The 18,673-nt window shown below is 45.9% G+C and carries 17 protein-coding genes; 11 read left to right on the top strand and 6 right to left on the bottom strand.

The window, feature by feature from the left end; genetic code table 11:
* Positions 1 to 23 precede the first annotated feature (23 nt).
* The 9 genes from ACO0KY_RS06515 (at position 24) to ACO0KY_RS06475 (ending at position 11,293) form a co-directional block, all read left to right on the top strand.
* Positions 24 to 1,196 carry a branched-chain amino acid ABC transporter substrate-binding protein gene (locus ACO0KY_RS06515; RefSeq protein ID WP_423045086.1) on the top strand — a complete coding sequence of 391 codons (1,173 nt, stop codon included), beginning with the start codon at positions 24 to 26 and terminating at the stop codon, positions 1,194 to 1,196.
* A gap of 125 nt (positions 1,197 to 1,321) precedes the next feature.
* Positions 1,322 to 2,269 (top strand): branched-chain amino acid ABC transporter permease, encoded by a 948-nt coding sequence (locus ACO0KY_RS06510; protein WP_423044934.1) that lies wholly within the window; start codon positions 1,322 to 1,324, stop codon positions 2,267 to 2,269.
* A 3-nt stretch (positions 2,270 to 2,272) separates the two neighbouring features.
* Positions 2,273 to 3,553 carry a branched-chain amino acid ABC transporter permease gene (locus tag ACO0KY_RS06505; protein WP_423044933.1) on the top strand — a complete coding sequence of 427 codons (1,281 nt, stop codon included), beginning with the start codon at positions 2,273 to 2,275 and terminating at the stop codon, positions 3,551 to 3,553.
* Positions 3,550 to 4,317, top strand: coding sequence for an ABC transporter ATP-binding protein (locus tag ACO0KY_RS06500; protein ID WP_423044932.1), 768 nt, complete (start codon positions 3,550 to 3,552; stop codon positions 4,315 to 4,317). Before ACO0KY_RS06505 ends, ACO0KY_RS06500 begins: the two co-directional genes overlap by 4 nt.
* On the top strand, positions 4,314 to 5,027 hold the full coding sequence (locus tag ACO0KY_RS06495; protein ID WP_423044931.1) for an ABC transporter ATP-binding protein: 714 nt from the start codon (positions 4,314 to 4,316) through the stop codon (positions 5,025 to 5,027). Before ACO0KY_RS06500 ends, ACO0KY_RS06495 begins: the two co-directional genes overlap by 4 nt.
* 179 nt (positions 5,028 to 5,206) lie before the next feature.
* Positions 5,207 to 7,285 (top strand): 3-hydroxyacyl-CoA dehydrogenase NAD-binding domain-containing protein, encoded by a 2,079-nt coding sequence (locus ACO0KY_RS06490; protein WP_423044930.1) that lies wholly within the window; start codon positions 5,207 to 5,209, stop codon positions 7,283 to 7,285.
* Positions 7,286 to 7,457: 172 nt separating this feature from the next.
* Positions 7,458 to 8,144, top strand: a complete 687-nt coding sequence (locus ACO0KY_RS06485) for a GAF domain-containing protein (RefSeq protein WP_423044929.1) — start codon at positions 7,458 to 7,460, stop codon at positions 8,142 to 8,144.
* A gap of 52 nt (positions 8,145 to 8,196) precedes the next feature.
* Complete coding sequence (locus ACO0KY_RS06480) at positions 8,197 to 9,444, top strand: voltage-gated chloride channel family protein (protein WP_423044928.1); 1,248 nt, start codon at positions 8,197 to 8,199, stop codon at positions 9,442 to 9,444.
* A gap of 247 nt (positions 9,445 to 9,691) precedes the next feature.
* The gene (locus tag ACO0KY_RS06475) at positions 9,692 to 11,293 is read left to right on the top strand and encodes an ABC-F family ATPase (RefSeq protein WP_186912157.1); all 1,602 of its coding nucleotides are present in this window, start codon (positions 9,692 to 9,694) and stop codon (positions 11,291 to 11,293) included.
* 68 nt (positions 11,294 to 11,361) lie between these two features.
* Here the strand turns inward: ACO0KY_RS06475 and ACO0KY_RS06470 are convergent, their stop codons facing one another.
* The 5 genes from ACO0KY_RS06470 to ACO0KY_RS06450 form a co-directional block, all read right to left on the bottom strand.
* Positions 11,362 to 11,865 carry a hypothetical protein gene (locus tag ACO0KY_RS06470; protein ID WP_423044927.1) on the bottom strand — a complete coding sequence of 168 codons (504 nt, stop codon included), beginning with the start codon at positions 11,863 to 11,865 and terminating at the stop codon, positions 11,362 to 11,364.
* Positions 11,866 to 12,096: 231 nt separating this feature from the next.
* Positions 12,097 to 12,348, bottom strand: a complete 252-nt coding sequence (locus ACO0KY_RS06465) for a hypothetical protein (RefSeq protein WP_423044926.1) — start codon at positions 12,346 to 12,348, stop codon at positions 12,097 to 12,099.
* A gap of 2 nt (positions 12,349 to 12,350) precedes the next feature.
* Complete coding sequence (gene feoB, locus ACO0KY_RS06460; protein WP_423044925.1) at positions 12,351 to 14,237, bottom strand: ferrous iron transport protein B; 1,887 nt, start codon at positions 14,235 to 14,237, stop codon at positions 12,351 to 12,353.
* Positions 14,237 to 14,560: a FeoA family protein gene (locus ACO0KY_RS06455; protein ID WP_423044924.1), complete on the bottom strand. Its 324-nt coding sequence runs from the start codon at positions 14,558 to 14,560 to the stop codon at positions 14,237 to 14,239. Before ACO0KY_RS06455 ends, feoB begins: the two co-directional genes overlap by 1 nt.
* Positions 14,561 to 14,739: 179 nt before the next feature.
* Complete coding sequence (locus tag ACO0KY_RS06450) at positions 14,740 to 15,783, bottom strand: DNA-binding protein (protein WP_423044923.1); 1,044 nt, start codon at positions 15,781 to 15,783, stop codon at positions 14,740 to 14,742.
* A gap of 199 nt (positions 15,784 to 15,982) precedes the next feature.
* Here ACO0KY_RS06450 and ACO0KY_RS06445 point away from each other — a divergent pair, with 199 nt between their 5' ends.
* Entirely contained in the window at positions 15,983 to 16,987 is a 1,005-nt protein-coding gene (locus ACO0KY_RS06445) for a site-specific integrase (protein WP_423044922.1), read from the top strand.
* 78 nt (positions 16,988 to 17,065) lie between these two features.
* Here the strand turns inward: ACO0KY_RS06445 and ACO0KY_RS06440 are convergent, their stop codons facing one another.
* Positions 17,066 to 17,641 (bottom strand): SAM-dependent methyltransferase, encoded by a 576-nt coding sequence (locus tag ACO0KY_RS06440; RefSeq protein WP_423044921.1) that lies wholly within the window; start codon positions 17,639 to 17,641, stop codon positions 17,066 to 17,068.
* 332 nt (positions 17,642 to 17,973) lie between these two features.
* On the opposite strand from ACO0KY_RS06440, the gene ACO0KY_RS06435 reads away from it, so the two are divergent.
* Complete coding sequence (locus tag ACO0KY_RS06435) at positions 17,974 to 18,453, top strand: FKBP-type peptidyl-prolyl cis-trans isomerase (RefSeq protein ID WP_423044920.1); 480 nt, start codon at positions 17,974 to 17,976, stop codon at positions 18,451 to 18,453.
* Positions 18,454 to 18,673: the final 220 nt, after the last annotated feature.

Below are 18,673 nucleotides of genomic sequence, written 5' to 3'. Positions count from 1 at the left end.
TGACCTTGATAGCCCCGGTATCAATGGCCGAAACGATCAAAATCGCTTATATCGATCCTTTATCTGGCCCGTTTGCTCCAGTTGGTCAAAATATTCTGAACTCATTCCAGTACGTTGCTGATAAAGCGAATGCCGAAAAGTGGGCTGGTAACAATACATTTGAAGTGGTTGGCTTTGACAATAAGGCTAGCCCGCAAGAATCCTTAAACGTGCTTAAAACGGTGATTGACAAGGGCTTTCGCTACATCACTCAAGGTAATGGATCGGGCGCAGGGCTGGCTTTAATGGACGCAGTGAATAAATATAATGAGCGAAATCCTGGTAAAGAAATTGTGTACCTGAACCACGCCGCCGTTGATCCGGACATGACAAACAGCAAATGCAGTTTCTGGCATTTCCGTTTTGATGCCAATTCTGATATGAAGATGGAAGCCTTAACCAGTTATCTGGTCAACGATAAAAACGTAAAGAAAGTCTATGTTATCGGGCAAAATTACTCTTTTGGACAGCAAGTGAGTCGTGCTGCAAAAGAATATTTGGCTCGCAAACGCCCTGACATTCAAGTAGTTGGGGATGATCTGCATCCTATTGGGCAGGTCAAGGATTTTTCTCCCTACATCGCCAAAATTAAAGCCTCTGGCGCTGATACTGTTATTACCGGCAATTGGGGCGCAGACTTGGCTTTGCTGATTAAGGCTGCAAAAGATGCCGATCTAAAAGCCAACTTTTTTACTTATTACGCATCCACAACTGGCGTCCCTACTGCAATGGGTCCGGCGGGTATTGATCGCGTCAAATATGTCGCCTACTGGAACACCAACAACGAAGGCTTTGTAGGTAAGGATATTGTTCAAGGTTTCAAAGCCAAATACAAAGACGACTACTATTCGATGGCAACCTATTCAATCCTGACCGCCATGTCGCAAGCGGTAAAGCAAGCAAAATCAATCGATCCGGTGAAAGTAGCATTTGCCTTGGAGGGAGCAAATTTCAAGAGCCTCAATGGCGATGTCAGCATGCGCAAAATGGATCACCAATTGCAGCAACCTTTGTACATCGCAACCTGGGTGAAAACCAACGGCAAAGACGTTTTGTTTGATCAGGAAAATACCGGCCTTGGGTGGAAGACAGATATTAAAATCGATTCCTATGTTGCCTCACAGCCTTCGTCTTGTCAGATGAAGCGACCAGGCTAAGTCCAATTCTAAAAAGGGTGGCGTCAGAAGTAAAATGCCGCTCTTTTTTTTGTCAGTCGATGCTGCAATTGTGCAGACGGTTTCCGGACGATGTGCGATACGTTCATTAAAGAGGATTGTGTACCTTGGAATTTACTCTGATTACTTTGCTCAACGGCGTGAGCTATGGGCTGCTATTGTTTATGTTGTCCTCGGGTTTGACTTTAATCTTTAGCATGATGGGGGTGCTTAATTTTGCCCATGCCAGTTTTTATATGCTGGGTGCTTATTTTGCTGCAATGCTGAGTGCGCATTTCGGGTTCTGGTCTGCATTAATCCTGGCGCCAGTTGCCGTCGGCATATTGGGGAGTTTGGTCGAGCGTTTTGGATTGCGTAAAGTCCATCAATATGGGCACATTCCGGAGCTTTTATTTACTTTTGGTTTGTCATACGTGATTCTTGAGGTCGTACAGCTCATCTGGGGTAGAGCTAGTATCCCATATGCGATTCCGGCTGAACTCGATGGTCCTCTTTTTACGCTCTATACAACGACCTTTCCTAAATACCGTGCATTTATGATGTTGGTTGCGATGGTGATGTTACTTGCGATCTATCTATTGCTGACTAAAACCCGAATCGGTTTAATTATTCAAGCGGCCCTGACGCATCCAGATGCAGTCGAGGCGCTCGGTCATAACGTCCCGCGCGTTTTTATGCTGGTGTTCGGCGGTGGTTGCGCGTTGGCGGGGTTGGCGGGTGTGGTTGGCGGAAATGCGTTTGTGACTGAACCTGGCATGGCCGCAACGCTGGGTAGCATCATCTTTGTTGTGGTCGTCGTTGGTGGGATGGGCTCCTTGGGTGGCGCTTTTATTGCATCTCTGCTCATCGGCATATTGCAAACCTTTGCCGTCGCTCTTGACTATTCTCTCGCTAGTGTCCTGAAAGTCATTGGTGTCGCGGTGCAAATGACTTCACCATGGTATTCCCTTTTAAGTTTAACCATTTCTCAGGTAGCGCCAGTAATGCCTTATCTGTTGCTGGTACTGATCCTGATTTTCAGGCCACGTGGTTTATTGGGTACGAGAGAGGGGTAGATCATGAAACAACACATACTTTCTCGCGTAGGCGGGACGTTGTTGGTGTGGTTTAGTTTCGCAGTTTTGCTGGTCCTTGCCCCAAAAATATTTAATCAGGGGGCATCGCTGTCCTTGTTATCGCAGATGGGTACGTTGATGATTTTTGGTTTGTCCTTCAATATGTTATTGGGGCAAGGCGGCATGCTGTCGTTCGGGCATGCCGTGTATTCTGGTTTAGGCGCTTTCTTCGCTATTCATGCGATGAATTTCGCGGCCGCCGGTGTGGTGACTATTCCAGTAAGTCTTATTCCTCTTATTGGTGGTGTCGCGGGATTGTTTTTTGGCGTGTTATTTGGCTACGTTACGACCAAAAAATCTGGTACGACATTTTCTATGATCACGCTTGGCATGGTGGAGTTGGTATTTGCCTGCTCTTTGATGTTCCCTAAATTTTTTGGAGGGGAAGGCGGAATCACAACGAATAGGGTAATGGGCGATGCTTTTCTTGGGATTACTTTCGGGCCACAAATCGAGGTCTACTATTTAATCGCGTTCTGGCTATTCATCAGTACGGTGGCAATGTATGCGTTTACCCATACGCCACTGGGGAGAATGATTAACGCTGTCAGAGATAACCCGGAGCGGGCTGAATTTATTGGCTACGATACGCAATGGGTGCGTTACCTTACCTTGATACTTTCCGCTTTTTTTGCTGGTATTGCGGGTGGATTGTCGGCGATTAATTTCGAAATAGTGACGGCTGAGAATGTCAGCGCTCTACGCTCTGGTGCCGTTTTGTTATTTAGCTTTATCGGCGGGATCGGTTATTTTTTTGGACCAATGATAGGCGCAGTGGTCGGTGTCTTCTTAACGGTGATGCTGTCTGATTTTACTAAAGCCTGGCAATTATATTTGGGAATCTTTTTCATTTTGATTGTGATGTTTGCGCCAGGCGGTATTGCTGGTATTTGTGCGTCTTACTATCGCATGTTTAAATTTGGGAAGTTACGACAAATCTGGCCTTCGTTCTGGAAGATATTTTCTGCTGTGCTATTGATTACTACAGGCAGCATTCTGGCGATTGAGATGTTGTATCAACGCTCACTCGGAGGCGATCAGGATCCAGTTGTGAAGATCGCAGGAGTCGCATTTAACGCATTTGAAAGTAGATCATGGTTCATCGCTGCATTTTTTTGTTTGATGGGAGGACTGGGATTTCTCTATACACAATCCAGGTTCCTGTTTGCATGGAATACCGCGCTCGCTGAAATAGAAGTGGCTACCTCAAAGGGGGATGAATGAGTCAGTTTGCGCTGGAATTAAAGGATGTTCGCAAAAGCTTCGGTTCGGCCGAAATTATTCGGGGTGCAAGCTTGCAGGTTGTTAAAGGCGAGCGAGTAGCGATAATAGGTCCGAACGGCGCCGGAAAATCGACCTTGTTTAACTTGATTTCGGGGCGTTTTGGCATTACATCTGGTGAGATTTTGCTCAATGGAAATAGCATCGATGGTTTAGCGCCATATCAAATCAATCGGCGTGGTCTGTCTCGTAGCTTTCAGATCACCAATATCTTCCATCGGCTCAGTGTGTATGAAAATTTGCGCTGCGCCGTTTTATGGTCTTTGGGCTACAAGTACTCATTTTGGCAACGTTTAAACGGTTTGAAAGATGTGCATGAGTTGGCATTGCATGTGATGGCGCAAATTGGTTTGCAAGCCCGCAGCAATGTTACTGCCGGGTCGCTGACGTATGCTGAACAGCGGGCACTGGAAATCGGCATTACTGTCGCCGGTGGCGCAGAGGTTATTTTACTTGATGAACCAACGGCTGGGATGAGTCGTTCAGAGTCCGATGCCGCCGTTGAGTTAATTCGTAAAATGACAGTAGGCAAGACATTATTAATGGTAGAGCATGACATGAGCGTGGTATTTGGTCTGGCCGACAAAATCGCGGTTGTAGTTTATGGTGAGGTCATTGCTTGCGATACGCCGCAAAATATTCGTCAAAATCAGCAAGTGAAAGATGCTTATTTGGGCGGGCACGCGCCGATGGAGAATGCCGCATGAGTGCACTGCTCGAAGTCAAAGATTTACACGCGTTTTATGGGAAAAGTCACGTTTTGCATGGCGTTAAATTACAGGTTAATGAAAACGAAATCGTTAGCTTGCTGGGCCGTAATGGTGTCGGCCGTTCGACGACCGTTAAATCGATTATGGGACAGGTGCAAACGCAAGGTGCAATTCATTTTAAGTCGGAGCAGATCAACGGCTTTAAAGCATTTCAGATTGCGCATAAAGGTATAGGCTATGTACCGGAAAACCGCGATATTTTTCCTACACTGACGGTAGAACAGAACCTGTTACTTGGACAGAAGACCGGTAAGCTTGCCCGTACACCGGCGCGGTGGTGTATCGACGATATGTACCAGATGTTTCCACGCCTTAAAGAACGTAGAAATACGGTGGCGGGGGTCATGTCTGGCGGCGAGCAACAAATGTTGACCTTGTGTCGTACATTGATGGGTGACCCTGATTTGATCATGATCGACGAGCCTACCGAAGGCCTGGCGCCGATGATCGTCAAATTGGTGGCTGAATATCTTGAGGAGCTGCGTCGCCGGGGCATTTCTGTTTTACTGGTGGAACAAAAATTGGCCATCGCTTTACAGATTTCCCAGCGCGTCTACGTTATGGGGCACGGTACTATTGTTTTTGAAGGAACTCCCGAAGAGCTGATGGCGAATGACAAAATCCGGCAGGAGTGGCTGGAAGTTTAGTGGATCTTTGCGTAGAGATTTGCTCGTTTTTAACAGATTTCAAATAAAAATAATACGATCGTACTATTTTGAGTTATAGTAAAACCTGATTTGCGTACACCGCCATGTTTGATCACCGTCTTTATGTGTTTTTAGACTGACAAACACGGTATTCAAACTGCATATATTTAGGAAGAGACATGAGCGCAGAATACAAAGCAGAAGGCAATATTGCCGTCATTACCCTAACTAATCCTCCGGTCAACGGACTAGGTTTTGCGACCAGACATGCGATCGTTGAAGGCATGAAGCTGGCATTGAACGATGATGCGATTACAGCGATCGTTATTACCGGTGCAGGAAAAGCCTTCTCTGGTGGGGCTGATATCAAAGAATTTAACTCTCCGAAAGCATTTGCTGAGCCAAGTTTACACACGGTGATTAACGTGCTGGAATCATCCGAAAAGCCGGTGATTGCGGCGATTCATAGCGTTTGTATGGGCGGCGGTCTGGAATTGGCGTTAGGTTGCCATTATCGGGTTGCCAGCCCGGGTGCGCAAATCGCTTTACCAGAAGTGAAATTAGGCATTTTGCCGGGCGCTGGCGGTACGCAGCGTTTGCCACGGGTTGTTGGCTTGGAGCTGGCACTCAATATGATTGTTTCCGGTACGCCAATAGTTTCCGAGAAGCTGGCAAAAACCGCGCTCTTTAATGAGGTGGTTGAGGGCGATCTGATGCAAGCCGCTTTTGCATTCGCGAATAAAATTGCGGCAGTTCGTCCGTTACCGAAGGTGCGCGACATCAAAGTCGATTATCCAAATTACGAAGCCTTTTTGCAATTTTCTCGCAATACCGTGCGCGCCATGTCAGGGCCTTTCCCCGCACCTCTGAAATGTGTCGAAGCCGTTGCCGCTGCCGTTACCAAGAAGTTTGACGACGGTATGAAGCTGGAACGTGATTTGTTCCTGGAGCTGGTGCAATCGACGGAATCCAAGGCGTTGCGTCACGCGTTTTTTGGTGAGCGTGCCGCTAGTAAGCTGCCTGACGTACCGGACGATACACCGGTTCGCCCGATTAAATCAGTCGCAGTCATTGGTGCTGGTACCATGGGCGGCGGTATTGCAATGAACTTCGCTAATGCGGGCATTCCGGTGCAAATTTTGGAAATGAAGCAAGAGGCCTTGGATAAAGGTCTGGCAACGATACGCAAGAATTACGAAAACACCCTCAAAAAAGGCAAACTCACGCAGGAAAAATTCGAGCAGCGCGTGGGCTTGATCACCGGCACGCTTTCGTATGAAGAAATCGCTCAAGCCGATTTAGTGATTGAAGCGGTGTTCGAAGACATGGGCGTCAAAGAGCAAGTCTTTAAAAAACTCGATGAAGTTATGAAGCAGGGCGCGATTCTGGCCTCCAATACATCAACCTTGGACCTGGATAAAATCGCTGATTTCACTAAGCGTCCTCAGGATGTCATCGGCACCCACTTTTTCAGTCCGGCGAATGTGATGAAATTGCTGGAAATCGTCCGCGGCAAAAAAACTGCAAATGACGTTCTGGCGACTATCTTGGGCATTTCCAAGAAAATCAAAAAAACGGGGGTGGTGTCTGGTGTCTGTGACGGCTTCATTGGCAATCGCATGATAGAACAGTACAGCCGCCAGGCGGGCTTCTTGTTGGAAGAAGGATGTACGCCTGAACAAGTTGATAAGGCAGTTGAAAAACTCGGTTTCGCTATGGGTCCTTTCCGCATGGGTGATCTGGCTGGTAACGATATCGGCTGGTATATCCGTAAACGTCGCTATGTCGAAAAGCCACAAATAACTTATTCCAAAACGGCCGACTTATTGTGTGAGATGGGGCGTTTCGGGCAAAAAACTGGCGCCGGTTGGTATGACTATAAACCCGGTGACCGTAAGGCTTATCCATCATCAGTCGTGAATGATATGATCGTCAAACACTCAGCAGATCTGGGAATTACGCGCAGAAAAATCTCTGACCAGGAAATCGTTGAACGCTTGATTTATTCACTCGTTAATGAAGCTGCGTATATATTGGAAGAGGGTATTGCAACACGCGCTTCTGATATCGATATGGTGTACCTGACTGGTTATGGTTTCCCATTGCATACTGGTGGTCCAATGTTCTATGCCGATACAGTTGGCTTGCCAAATGTGGTGATGGCAATGGCGAAATATGCCAAAGGACGCCATGGTGACGCCTGGAAGCCTGCGCCATTACTGGCAAGGCTGGCGGAGGAAGGGAAAACGTTTAACTGATCTGGCGAGATGAGCGAGTTTTTCAAGTCGCCCCCTGATATATTGATGTGTTGCCTTAAAAAGCGCGGTCTTAGTACCGCGTTTTTTTATCCAACTACGCATCGCGCGAGATGTTCTGACGGCGTTGCGTCTATCTGCTAAACTGACTCGCATTTTAGTTGCCGGAACCCCTATGTTAATCGACCAATACCTCTCCCGGAGCGGGATTCAAAAACAAGACTTGCCTTCAGATTTTTCTACGCTATTTGCCGGATACCAGAGTCAATTAAATAACTTGGCTCAAGCGTCGCCAGAGAACATCAAATGGCAATACCAGGTGCCAGAATTGGGTGAGGGCGGTTCTTGTTCTATCTTCGATCAATTGGCAGCGGAGCCTTATGATTTGTCAGTGATACTCGGCGGTAAAACAGCAGCCAACGTCCAGATGCTTGGTCAATTGCAAAGTATCGTCGATTTCTATCAGCAGCAAAGTGCAAGTCAATGGTTTGGTGTTTACCAGAAGCGTCAGAACCAACAAGGTGACACGGTCTTGGTGAAGCTGGCTTATTTCGGAGCAGCTTCACGTGCTGAATTTCCTTTGACGCCAGAGTTTGCAGCAATGAGTAATAACAGCACAGTTGGTATGACAGGAACAGCACGGATTATTAACGACGTTGGCGTTTATCTGGCTGCAGGGGGCGAGTATTACACTTGCGATCCCAAAGTGCAGTCAGAAGCTTGTTTGCCGCTATTGGCCGATGATGGTAGTGTGATAGGTATTATTGATTCCGAAGCTTTTTCAAAAAATATGTTTATTGAAAAGGAATTAGCGTTGCTTTTATCTGTTGCGACCGCTTTGGCTGTGATACTTCAATCTTAATCAAGGCTACCAAGGCTGCTGCCAGTGAGTCCTTATCGTCTGTAGAAATTACATGGAAAATTCAGAAGCTTTTGAGCGTCACCATTTATTGATTTATTTAATTAAGTGGCTACCAATGGCAGCCTTGGTTGCCTTGTTGGCGGGCACCGCTTCTGCGTTTTTCTTGTTTGCGCTGGAATGGGCGACTGCCACGCGCATTGCGCATCGTGAATTGATGCTGGCTTTGCCTCTTGCTGGTTTTTTTGTCGGTTGGCTGTATCTGCGTTTTGGTCAGCAAGTGGAGGCAGGGAATAATTTATTGATCGATGAAATCCATGACCCCAAAAAAGTGATTCCTTTGCGCATGGCACCCTTGGTGCTCGCAGGTACCGTGATTTCTCATTTGTTTGGGGCATCAGTTGGGCGTGAGGGAACCGCCGTGCAAATGGGCGGCGCATTAGCAGATCAGCTGACGCATGTATTTAAGCTCAAGTCCGAGGACAGGCGAATTTTGTTAATGGCTGGGATTAGTGCAGGTTTTGCTTCGGTTTTCGGTACGCCACTGGCCGGTGCGATTTTCGGACTTGAGGTGTTGGCGATTGGCAGATTGCGATTTGATTCTTTGTTGCCTTGTCTGATCGCTGCCGTGGTCGCCGACCAGGTAGGTTTATTATGGGGTGTTCATCATACGCATTATCATATCGCTAATATTCCTGGCTTTAACGCCTGGATTGTTTTGGCAATATTATTTGCCGGAGCGGTGTTTGGTTTGACTGGACGCGTGTTTGCTACGCTGACGCATGGTCTGAGTGCCTTGATGAAAGACTCAATCGGTTATGCGCCATTGCGACCGTTTCTTGGCGGTATCGTTGTTGCCAGCGTAGCTTTTTTTTTTAACGCTGATCGGTTTATTGGTCTTGGAATACCGGGCATTGTTGATGCGTTTGCGCATCCGCTTGCCTCGTACGATTTTGCGGTTAAAGGTTTATTTACCATCGCCTCTCTTGGAACCGGTTTTAAAGGTGGTGAGGTGACGCCTTTATTCTACATTGGTGCTAGCTTGGGAAATATTCTGGCGCCTTTCCTGCATTTACCGTTTGCCTTACTGGCTGGTTTGGGGTTTGTGGCGGTTTTTGCTGGTGCTGCGAATACGCCAATTGCATCCACATTTATGGCGATAGAACTATTTGGTGCTGATATTGGCGTTTACGCCGCCTTGGCTTGTGTTGTTAGTTATTTATTTTCTGGCGATACAGGAATTTATCGCGCTCAAAGAAAAGCTCAGGCAAAGCATCAGGCAACGCTCGAATCAAACTGGTGATGAGGTTTTTAACTGCAATTTAGATAATATTTTTGTAGTAAATCCACGGATTGCTTGAGCATTGCGGCAGGGTCTCAGTGTTTTCCTGTCGATACTTGAATTTGAGTCGACTTCACTTAAGATAAAACGTTGAGCGATTTCAAATCACGGCTTTATTTTGCCACTCTCCTTTGGGGGACTAAAATCCTGGCTGCAAGCGATGTTATAATTTAAGGTTAATTCATATCTTTATCGCAAAAGGTTTTCTGTGCTATCTACCGCTAACATTACCATGCAGTTCGGCCCTAAGCCGCTGTTTGAAAACATCTCCGTCAAGTTTGGCGAAGGCAACCGTTATGGCTTAATTGGTGCCAATGGTTGCGGCAAATCGACTTTCATGAAAATTCTGGGTGGTGACCTCGAGCAATCCTCTGGTACCGTCATGCTGGATCAAAACGAACGTCTCGGTAAATTGCGCCAGGATCAGTTTGCATTTGAAGATATGCGTGTGCTTGATGTCGTCATGATGGGCCATACTGAAATGTGGGCTGCTATGGCTGAACGCGACGCGATTTACGCCAACCCAGAAGCAACTGACGACGATTACATGAAGGCGGCCGATTTAGAGGCGAAGTTCGCTGAATATGACGGCTATACTGCAGAAGCTCGCGCAGGCGAGTTATTGCTGGGCGTAGGCATTCCGACAGACCAACATCAGGGGACGATGAGTTCAGTTGCACCTGGCTGGAAATTGCGCGTTTTATTGGCGCAGGCGCTGTTCTCAAATCCAGACATTTTGCTGCTTGATGAACCGACCAATAACCTCGATATCAACACGATTCGCTGGTTAGAAGATATTTTGAATCAGCGTAATTCGACCATGATTATCATTTCCCATGATCGTCACTTCCTGAATCAGGTATGTACGCACATGGCAGATATGGATTACGGCACGTTGAAAATCTATCCAGGCAATTACGATGATTACATGCTCGCATCATCCCAAGCGCGCGCTCAACAGTTGGCCAATAATGCCAAGGCAAAAGACAAAGTCGCTGAATTACAAGACTTCGTCCGTCGCTTCTCTGCAAACAAGTCGAAGGCGCGTCAAGCAACTTCACGCGCGAAACAGATTGATAAGATCAAAATTGAAGAATTTAAACCATCTAGTCGCCAAAATCCATTTGTGCGTTTTGATGGTGAGAAGAAATTGCATCGCCTTGCCGTTGAAGTGCAGGGAATTACCAAAGCTTACGATCGTACCTTGTTCAAAAATGTTGAGCTCATGGTTGAGGCTGGTGAGCGCATCGCAATTATCGGCTCCAATGGTGTCGGTAAAACCACTTTGCTGCGCTGCATCGGTGGCAAGGAAATCGCAGGCTTAGATGCGGATCGCGGTACCGTTAAATGGGCGGAGAACGCAAATGTCGGCTACATGCCGCAAGATCCGACCGAAGAATTTGCAACAGATAAAAATCTGACGGACTGGATCGGTCAATGGACGCAAGAAGGTGATGATGATCAGGCGGTACGTTCTATCCTGGGTCGTTTATTGTTTGGCGGCGATGATGTGAAAAAATCCGTCAAAGTATTATCTGGTGGTGAAAAAGGCCGCATGATGTACGGTAAATTGATGTTGGGTCGTCACAATGTATTGTTAATGGATGAGCCAACCAATCACATGGATATGGAATCAATTGAGTCTCTCAATATTGCGCTTGAAAAATACGCTGGAACTTTGATTTTCGTTTCACATGACCGAGAATTCGTTTCTTCTTTGGCGAACCGTATTCTGGAAATTAAAGAAAACGAAATCATTGATTTCCGAGGTAGCTATGAAGAATATCTGGCTAGCCAAGGCATCGAATAAGAGTGATAAGCTTTTTGTGATACGAAAAAGCCCGGATAATTTTCCGGGCTTTTTTCATTAATCACTACTTACTTGTAATCGAAGATGGTATCCGTACTCAGACTATCTCGCTTAATTTTTTCACTCTCATGCAGCAAGAGATCAAGCCTATCCCGTAAACTGCGCGCCATCTCACGGCCTTTGACTTTTAGTATTGCCTCAAGGTATGCGTGACGCAGGTTTTTAAAGTCATCGATCGATTTTGCTCGCTCGACTTTAAGCTGTAAAGTGAAGCCGCGAAATCCTAAAGCGCTCTTGATGGTTTCGTTAAAGAAATTGTAAATTGCCTGGAATTGTTCGGCTTCTGTTTCCTCAGTAGAGGCGTTATCTGATTGGGCGATGGGGGGCTGATCTTCCTCCTTGAATACCACGTCTGACTCGTCGCTTTCTGATGCAGGTGCAGGCTCAAGCTCAAGCTCAGGCGTGGGAGCAATCATTTCCAGATCAATCAGCTCCTGAATACTGTTTTCATCTAAACCTATTGCAGCCAACTTTTTAAGTAAATCCGCAGCACTTTTTTTTCCATCAATCATGACTAGTAAAGTGCGTAATCGATTCGCTAATTGATGTTTCCTGGTTGCGATTTCTTCGCGGCCTTTTTCGGTCTTATCATATGCACAGCTAAGCATGTTTTTGCGCGTTCCTGAAAATGATCTCTGAGCCAGAATGGGCTTTTGTTAATACGGCAAAAGGATACATGAGCTTATCATTGTAAGCTATAGCTTAATTTGTATTAAATCGTAGTCTTGTTGGTATTTTACTTGCTATTTACGAATGAAATTAATTGGTTTTACATCAAGACTGGACTTAACAATTGTTGACGTTTCACAGCTGTTGCACGACGAAGAGCAGCCACTCGCACATTTTTTTATAGTGCTGTCAAACTGGTTTGCTAATTGTGGGTGGCGCTCTGCTAATCCTGCATGTATTTTTTTGCGTAAAGAGGCGGGTATCCATTTGAAAAATAGATAAACTGTTGCGAGCAATAGAATAGCAATAGTGATGGCTGTTTGCATATTTAAACTCCTGTAAAAAGCTTCGCTACCTGGTAAGTAATTAGTGAGGCAAAGTAAGCCAGACCAAATAAATAAGCTGCCATCAAAACTGGGTAACGTAGCGTATTGGTTTCTCGTTTAACTACACTGAGCGTTGCGATGCACTGTGGTGCAAAGACATACCAAGCTAATAGAGAGAGGGCGGTTGGCAGGCTCCATGAGTGCGAGATTAGTGGTTCTAGTGAGTGACTTAATTCTTCACCAGTTTGGGATAGTGCATAGACAGTTCCCAGAGCGGCAACCGCCACTTCACGTGCTGCCAAACCAGGTACCAGAGCGATGCAAATCTGCCAGTTAAAACCAATCGGCGCGAACAGATATTCAAGCAGGCGACCAAGGTAGCCTGCAAAACTGTAGTAAATTGGCGGGTGAGGGGCATTTTCTGGCGCTCCTGGGAAACTGCTCAAAAACCATAGCAATATCATTAGTGCCAGAATAATTGTGCCAACCCTGGTGGTAAAAATTTTAATTCGTTCCCATAAGCCGATTGTCAGATTGCGCAAGTTAGGCCAGCGGTAATCAGGCAGTTCCAGCATTAAAGGATGTTGTTCAGCCTTGCCCCACAAGCGCTTAAACACGAGTGCCACCAGCATTGCTGAAACAATACCAGCAACATATAGAACAAACAGCACCACGCCTTGTAAACTCAGGATGCCAAATACGGTACGTTCCGGAATAAAAGCGGCAATAATTAGTGCATACACTGGCAGACGGGCTGAGCAGGTCATCAGCGGAGCAATCATAATTGTGACCAGGCGGTCGCGCGGATTTTGTATCGTCCGGGTCGCCATAATGCCAGGAATCGCACAGGCGAAACTAGACAGTAGCGGAATGAATGCTCGGCCAGATAATCCAACTTTTCCCATTATGCGATCCAGTAAAAACGCCGCACGCGGCAAATAGCCTGAATCTTCCATCACTAGGATAAAGAAAAATAAAATAACAATTTGCGGTAAAAACACCAGCACACTGCCCGCGCCGCCAATGACACCCTTCACCAGTAAGCCCTGCAGCATACCTTCTGGCAGTGAACTCTCGACCAGCGCGCCGATATACTCTATTGAGCCTTTAATAAAGTCCATCGGTGGTTGAGCCCAGGCAAATACCGCCTGAAACACGAGAAACATTAAACTGGCAAAAATTAATGGTCCGATAACTGGATGTAAAACCCAGTTATCGATGCGAAAACTTAACGGCAATTGATCGCCGTCAGAAATGGTTGATTGCACGCAGGCTTTTAAAATCGCATTTGCTGCAGCCTGAATTTCCTCGGGCGAATGTTGGGGTAGCTCGATGGTATGGGTGTCATTGCTTTGCTTGAGTGTTTTCGCCAGAGATTCAAGTTCAGACAGTAACGTGTCCACGCCTTTGGTGTCGACCGCAACGGTCTCGACCACGGGAATGCCTAAGGCTGCTTGCATAGCCTGAACATCGATATGAATAGCGCGTTTTCTGGCGACGTCCATCATATTGATTGCAAGAACCAACGGTAAGCCTAGATTTTTTAACTCTAAGGCAAGACGTAAGCCGCGTTTTAGGTTTGTAGCATCCACGACGCAAAGAATGGCATCGGGTAAGGCTTCATTTGCCCTTTGGCCGGTGATCACTTCTTCCGTAATTTTTTCGTCTGGCGTAATTGCTTGAAGGCTATAGGTGCCAGGAAGATCGAGCACGTGCCAGTGCCTTCCACTTGCCGACGTAAATTTTCCCTCTTTGCGTTCTATTGTTACACCAGCGTAATTGGCAACTTTTTGTCTGGCGCCCGTTAAGCGATTAAAAAGGGCGGTTTTACCACAGTTGGGGTTGCCAACCAGCGCAATGCGAGGTGAAAAAAGTGTATTGACAGTCATTAAATTGATCCAAGCTTCGTTGCACCCATCGCAGTTGCGCTTATCTTTGTAACACCTATTAAAGCTGCCTCAAAGTTACGTAATGCAAAAGTTGATTGTCCAACCCGCACTGCTAGTGGCTCACCGCCAAAATAGCCCTTGTGCAAGATCTGTACCTGTTCGCCTTGCACGAAGCCGAGCTCTTTCAATCGACGCGAAATATCGCTCACGCCTCCTGATTCACCTTGGAATTGGGGTGTGACATGATTAACCAATGCTGTTTCGCCAACCTTAAGGCAATTCAGTGTGGTATCGAGGGAAAAGTTTGCGGATTGACTACTCATGGCGCCAGACTATATTGATTTTTGTGATTCTAAATGATAATGAGAATATATATCAATATGGGTCGGCATTCAATTGATATCCTTGATTTTGAGTCATTAAGTTGATTTAGCTTAAGCCTGAGTTAGCTTGTTGCGACTCGGTCTAATTGATCGATCGTCCAGCATGTTCATCGTCATTTCTATTTAACTTCTGTTTGATTCATTGTTTGTGGCTTGCTATTGTTTGCGGCAATTTGTTGCTGAAGTACGATCGTTTTAAGCAGTTCGAGTTGTTCTCGTTCCGATTTATTATCTTTCAGTTGAATCTCGTGCAATTGCTGCTTGAGTAATTCTTGCTTTTCGATCGAGATCGCAAGCGAGATCTGTGTTTCATGCAGGTTTGACTGACTGGTCTCTAATGTTTGCGCTAATTTGCTGTTGACGGCTTGCATTTCTTCGAGCATGAACTGAGTCTTGTTCTGCAAATTTTCTATCCTGCTTAATTCTTCCAGTTGCACCTGAGCGATTTCTTTCATCCGGGACTGGCTGGTAAGGAGTTGTTGGATCTCTGCTGTTTGCTTGGTATTGTGATTTTGCAATTCGGCATTGCTCATTCTTGCGAGTTTTAAATCTTGCTCTAAGCGATTGATGCGTAAATTAAAGGCCTCGCGTTCTTCATTTCGCTGGTTTGTACTTGCCTGTTGATAATGTTCAAACTGTGCGCGGGAGGAGTGAAGCTGTTGATGTAGTGCTTTAAGTTGATTTTCGCTATCAGAGACGCGGCCCTGCATACCAACATTGTCACTTTGCATTGTTGCAAGTTGGAGTTGGAGATTTTGGCGCTCTACTGTTAACTTGTTTTTTTCTGCGCCTATATCTTTTAACTGTTGAGCCAGATTCTTATTGCAATTTGATAAATCATCGGCCTCAGCTTTTAGTTGGGCGAGGTTTGTTCTTGCATCTTCCAATTCTTTCTGGTGTTGAATCCTCATCTCGCTTATTTCATTAGCCGCTTCGGCTTGAGTGAGTTCATAGACGCCGCGCACGGCGTTGAGGATTGCTTCAGGTAGCCCAGAGCTGACGGCCATGAGTTCTTCTTGGTTTTCTTCTTTCCAGCGCTTTAGCATGGGACTGATCGTACTTTTGCTGCCGGTATTGCCCATTGCCTGACGTACGCTATCCACGGTTGGAATGGCGCCAGACTGGTGAATTTTTTGGGCTGCTCTACATACATCGGAAAACAAAACTCCAGAACGGGCCATGACTTACTCCAATTAGGTAACGTGAAACGTATTACGTAATATTACACTATAAATATTAAATAAGGTCTAAAAATAAAGTGAGTAGATAACATGTGATAATGTATATTATCGAAGGTTATAAATTGGTATTGAGCTTATCCTTTCAAATAAGCATTACAGTTTTAAAAAAGCGTGAAAAACCATGGCAAAGCAAAATCTGATAGAAGTCCATAGCAAAGAGGTGGCAAGCGAGGAGGCTAATATCGTTATGTCTCGTGCTGCTATTGGCGTTAGGCGGGAATTACAGAGCGAGTTTATTGCTGCGGCTACGTCAGACAACACACGTCGCGCATATCGCTCCGCGGTGCGGCATTTTTTGAATTGGGGAGGTCATCTACCTTCGGATCAAGAAACCATAATTGACTACTTGATTGAATTCTCTGGGACACTCAATCCGCGCACATTGAGCTTGAAAATAACCGCTATCTCGCAGTGGCATAAACATCAGGGGTTTAATGATCCTTGCGTCAGTCCGCAGCTCAGAAAGATATTATTGGGGATTGAACGCAAGTGTGGACGGCCAAAACAGAAGGCGAGTGCTTTGCTTCATGAAGATCTTGAGAAAATCGTGCTGTTTTTGCAGACGGCCAATTCTCTGAAAAGCCTGCGTGATAATGCCTTGTTGCAAATTGGCTTTTTTGGGGGTTTTCGCCGCTCCGAGTTGGTTAATCTTAAGCTAGAAAATCTTAAGTGGGAGCGTGACGGTGTTCTTATTCTGCTTCCTAAATCTAAAACTGACCAAACTGGTGCGGGGATCAGCAAAGCAATACCGTATGGAAAAGGTGTCTGTTGTCCCTGCGCAGCTTTGAAAAAATGGCTGGACTCCGCCGAAATTAGAGATGGTTATCTATTTCGTGGCATCAATAAATGGGGGCAAGTCGCAAACACTGGCTTAAATGCTGCATCTGTCAATGCCATTTTGAGCGATTGCGCCGAACAGGCAGGCGTGGATCACCTATTAAAATTAAGTAGTCATAGTTTGCGACGCGGCATGGCAACCAGTGCATACCGGGCGGGAGCGAATTTTCGCGATATCAAGCGACAAGGTGGTTGGCGGTTTGATGGCACGGTTCAGGGATATATTGAGGAGGCCGATCAGTTTGCCGAAAATGCCATGTCTGGCTTGCTCACTAAATCAAGTCCATAAAAGAGCTATAACTCGAATATTACTTACCTCTGCTTCTTCCGATCCACCCAAAATTGTTGGTGTCGCTGATAACGTGCGTTATTCAAACTGAAATTCTATTGGCGGCTCATTACCTGCAAGTGAGCCGGAATTTGCCGGAAGGCCTTCGCCGGCACGTATCAATTCGTCAGCATGCTCATAAACGTTCGGGCATCCGGTTTCAGCGATCAACGCTTTAACGATGGTTACTTTCCAGGCGTCGACACAAGCAGCTTGAAACTGGCAAACCAGATAACCTGGATTTTCACCGTAATAATCGACCACAAGACCAGGTAATTGATCTGCTTCAGCGTTGATCAATCGCTGTGCTGCTGTCTTTGAATTTTTAACTGAACGTGGTTTTGCAAGGGCATGGTGGATTCTGCGTTTGATCATGGCGTGATCAACTGCCTCTTTTTCATCTAGAGTCCAAATTCTTGCCCGAATTTGCGATTTAGGGCTCCAGCCGCCGCGAGCCAAGAACTGACCGGAAGAAGATCGGATGAGGGTGGTCGCACCGGATTTTAATCGTTCTTCAAACTTACCATCGATTCTGGATATTGCTGAAAGATAAACCCAGGGTTCTCCCGCCAGGAGTGCTTTTTCTTTACCTTGTTTAATTGTAATGATTAGCATGGAGAAAGTCTCTTTCGAGGATTTTATGAAGGCTGCGGAATATACTCTGTTTTAGCCATTAATGCTTAGTCTTTTTTCCGTGGCTTACTGAATCTGCTGAATTATTTCACCTTTGCGTTGCTAAAGCTGAGAGAAACGGCGCGCTCTGCTACAATACACCCCCAGTTATGAATGTGATTTCCTGAGAAGCACCAGATTAGTAATTTGTTCTGCTTGCAAAAAGAAGTAAATGCTGCATTGCTGTACGCTGTCCATGAACACTTGATGCCTTGTTTGTGCTTCAATTTCAATGATCTCTTTCATTTACCTATTTTTATCTCTTATTTATCATTATGCAAATTACTCCAAATTCTGTTGTCAGCCTGAACTACACTATGTTTAATGCTGAGGGCAACATCATCGATCAAAATCACGACCCTATCGTTTATTTGCATGGTGGCTACGATAATATTTTGCCAGCAGTTGAAGCTGCATTGGATGGCAAATCCGTAGGGGATAAAGTTTCTGTCACTTTGACACCGGAAGAAGGTTTTGGTGAATTCGACGCACAGTATGTTCGTCAAGAAGATGTCGGCTTGTTTCCACCGGATATCGAAGTTGGAATGATGTTTGAAACTCGCGATCCAGAAACAGAAGAAACCATGCAATTCCGCGTAACAGCGATCGATGCTGGCGTGGTTACTGTTGACGGCAACCATCCTTTAGCTGGTATGACAATCCGTTTTGATGCTGAAGTATTAGAAATTCGTGAAGCATCTGATGAAGAAATCGTACATGGCCATGTGCATGATGAGCACGGTCATCAACATTAATTTATGGTTTGATAGCTCCGGCCTTTGTTTTTGCGGTTTCAGGTGTTGAATGAAGTTGTGAGCCGCGAATACGCCGCCGGAGTGATGTATTGCTAAAAAAATATCCATATCGTTACATCTGACCCAACGCTGACATTTAAGTGTTGATGCAGTCCAAAGCCTGGCAAAAACAGTCGCGCTTTTTGCGTGAATGTTTTTGTTTCAACATGCGGCGAATGCG

It is taken from the genome of Undibacterium sp. Dicai25W, assembly GCF_049340505.1.
GTDB lineage: Bacteria > Pseudomonadota > Gammaproteobacteria > Burkholderiales > Burkholderiaceae_D > Undibacterium > Undibacterium jejuense.
The sequence above is the reverse complement of the archived record's forward strand: the minus strand, read 5'-3'. Positions and strand labels throughout refer to the sequence as shown.